The organism is Streptomyces sp. NPDC051020, assembly GCF_040683105.1.
In the GTDB taxonomy this organism is placed as follows: domain Bacteria; phylum Actinomycetota; class Actinomycetes; order Streptomycetales; family Streptomycetaceae; genus Streptomyces.
Genome location: NZ_JBFBCG010000204.1, coordinates 1 through 2,577 on the forward strand (window position 1 = coordinate 1; position 2,577 = coordinate 2,577).

Annotated in this window: 3 protein-coding genes and 1 pseudogene; 3 read left to right on the forward strand and 1 reads right to left on the reverse strand. The window is 69.1% G+C overall.

Annotated features, from left to right (window positions below):
- The first annotated feature begins 189 nt into the window (after nucleotides 1-189).
- The 3 genes and pseudogenes from AB0N06_RS38625 to AB0N06_RS38635 form a co-directional block, all read left to right on the forward strand.
- Nucleotides 190-1,185, forward strand: a complete 996-nt coding sequence (locus AB0N06_RS38625; protein ID WP_366139339.1) for an AraC family transcriptional regulator — start codon at nucleotides 190-192, stop codon at nucleotides 1,183-1,185.
- A gap of 120 nt (nucleotides 1,186-1,305) precedes the next feature.
- Nucleotides 1,306-1,710, forward strand: coding sequence for a hypothetical protein (locus AB0N06_RS38630; RefSeq protein ID WP_366139340.1), 405 nt, complete (start codon nucleotides 1,306-1,308; stop codon nucleotides 1,708-1,710).
- 179 nt (nucleotides 1,711-1,889) lie between these two features.
- A pseudogene (locus AB0N06_RS38635) lies at nucleotides 1,890-2,018 on the forward strand (DUF255 domain-containing protein); the annotation flags it as partial.
- Nucleotides 2,019-2,103: 85 nt separating this feature from the next.
- Here AB0N06_RS38635 and AB0N06_RS38640 read toward each other — a convergent pair.
- Nucleotides 2,104-2,493, reverse strand: coding sequence for a transposase (locus AB0N06_RS38640; RefSeq protein WP_366139341.1), 390 nt, complete (start codon nucleotides 2,491-2,493; stop codon nucleotides 2,104-2,106).
- Between the last annotated feature and the right edge of the window lie 84 nt (nucleotides 2,494-2,577).

Genomic DNA, 2,577 nt, shown 5'->3' on the forward strand with positions numbered 1-2,577 from the left:
GAGGACGGCTGAGAGGCCGAGGCGCAATGCGGAGCCGCTCGACCTGACGGCTTGTCAACACGTCTTCGCGACACGCCGACCGCACCCCGCCTCGATCTCCTTTGTCCAACCGTGCCCCGGGTACCAGAGTGTGGCCGTCGCCGCGGAGGCGGCGCGTTCGGCATCCAGTTCGACTGCGGGGGGTAGGAATTGTCGATCACCACGCTGGATCACGGGGACGGCAAGGTGGATCCGGTCTCGATCTACGAAGGGGCAGACATCGAGGAGTTGCGCCAGATAGTGGGCCAGCGGCTGTCACCGCACCGGCTGACGATCCTGGGTGCGCAGCGGCTGCCCGGCAGATTCCGAGCCTTCCATGAGGGCCCGGTGGGGCTGTACGACCTGGCCTACGGTGCTCCGGTGCGGCTGCTGGCACAGGATCTGACCGACTTCTACAACGTCATCCTGCCGCAGGCCGGCGGCGGGGCGGTGGTCGTCAACGGCACGGCGCTGTCGTCCCCGTTGTCCGTTGCCGGACCAGGGGACGTGGTCTCGATGGAGTGGGACCACCGAGCCGTCAACGCGGCGCTCGCCATGTCCCGGGAGACCGTGGACGAGGTGCTCGCGGTGCGCTTGGGGGACATCCCGCAGACGTCGCTGCGCTTCCGCGAGCACCTGCTCGACCAGGCGAACCCGGCCGTGCAGTCCTGGCTGGCACTCGCCCGCGCCTTCCGGCAGTTCATCCTCTCCCCGCTGGCGCATCGCTCCGACCTGGGCGTCCGGCACTTCGAACGCCTTCTGGTCGACACCCTGCTGGACGCCCAGGCCCACTCCTGGAGCAGTGCCGTGGCCGACCGCGGCTCCACGATGCTGCCGAGCGCCCTGCGCCGGGCGACGGCCTACTGCGCGGAGCACGTCGACGAGGCCGTCTCGGTCTCCGACATCGCACAGGCGGCCCGGATCAGCGTGCGGACCCTGCGGGAGGGTTTCCGGACCCATCTGGACACCACGCCTTTGGCGTACCTGCGCAGAGTTCGGCTCGACCGCGCCCACCATGAGCTGACGGCCATCGCCGAAGGACAGGCCACCGGATCGGTCACCGATGTCGCCTGCCGCTGGGGCTTCACGCACCTCGGCCGGTTCAGCGCCGAGTACCGGCGGACGTACGGGCGCCTGCCCTCGGATACCTCAAGGGGGCGGCGCTGACTATCCACAAACGTGTGAAGCCCTGGCCCCGAACCGGATAGTCCCGTGATCACGGCTCGGGAGAGTCTGGATCCCGACGGCGGCTCACGCCGCTCCGACAGACGAAGGGACACAGTCTCCATGGCTACGACGATCGGCAAGGGTCTGCGCAAGGCCGCGAAGGCGGCCGGCATCACCGCCGCGGTCGCGCTTCTCACAGTCGGCACCATCGGGCAGGCTCAGGCATCCACGAGCGCCGGCTACATGGGCGACGGCTACGCCAACAACACGCACGGCGTGTGGTGCGTGCAGCACCTCCTCAACGACGTCGCGCAGGACGCGGGCCAGGGACGCCCGCTGGCCGAGGACGGACTGTGGGGCCCCAACACCAAGTCCTGGGTCAAGTGGTACCAGTCCACCTCCCCCTACAACCTCACCTCGGACGGAGTCGTGGGCAAGGGGACCGGCGGCTTTCTGCTGCTCGAGGGCGACCAGTACTACGGCGGGAGAAACTACTGCTACGACTACGTCCCGTCGTACTTCTAGGCCCGACCGGTCGGGCGGCGCCGCTCGGCAGCGCACGAAAACGGCGAAAGCCCCCGGAAAGGGGGCTTTCGTCTTTGTGGGTCGTTCAGGAACTCCGCTGACCACGGGCGATGCCGCCACGTGGGGCGGGCCCGTCAGTTGCGCGATCTTGCCAGGGGACGTATGCGACGCTACTGCGCATGAACCGACTGGCCCATGAGACGTCCCCGTACCTGCTCCAGCACGCCGACAACCCCGTCGACTGGTGGCCCTGGTCGGCCGGGGCCTTCGAGGAGGCGAGCCGGCGGAACGTGCCCGTCCTGCTGACGCGTAAATAGAAGGAGGTCGGGGTGGGTGTGGGCAGGGCTGGGTGTCCGGTGGCCGTTGAGGCTGCCGGGTGTCCGGGGCTGTCGGTCAGGCTGCGGTCTCCCTGGGGTTGAGGGTGACGGTGTAGCCGAGCTGGTTGAGCTGGTTGACGGCCCGGCGGGTGGCGCGTTCGGGGTCGCGTTGGGTGAAGTAGGAGCCGCCGAGTTCCTGGTAGCCGACGTTGTCGCTCAGCATGTGCCAGATCGCGGTGATGATCGAGTGCTCGACGGCGACCAGTGCCCTGAGCGGGCCGCGGCGGGCGGTGAGCCGCCTGTATCGGGCCTGGAGGTAGGTGTCCTTGGTTCTCACCGCGCCGAACGCGGCGAGTCCGAGGGCGCCTTTGAGGTAGGGGTTGCCGGGTCGGACCTTGGTGTTCTTGGTGCGGCCGGCGGACTCGTGGTGGCCGGGGCAGACGCTGGCCCAGGACGGCGCTGTCACGTTGTTGGGTGTGTTGGTGCCTGACGGCGCGTCGGGGCGTGGTGGGCTTGTGGTCCGGGCCTGGGGTCAGGCCGTGGTGGGCCG

What these genes read in the sequence shown, in the direction of transcription:
- AB0N06_RS38630 (WP_366139340.1), top strand. Translation starts at nt 1,306, where the DNA reads ATGGCTACGACGATCGGCAAGGGTCTGCGCAAGGCCGCGAAGGCGGCC.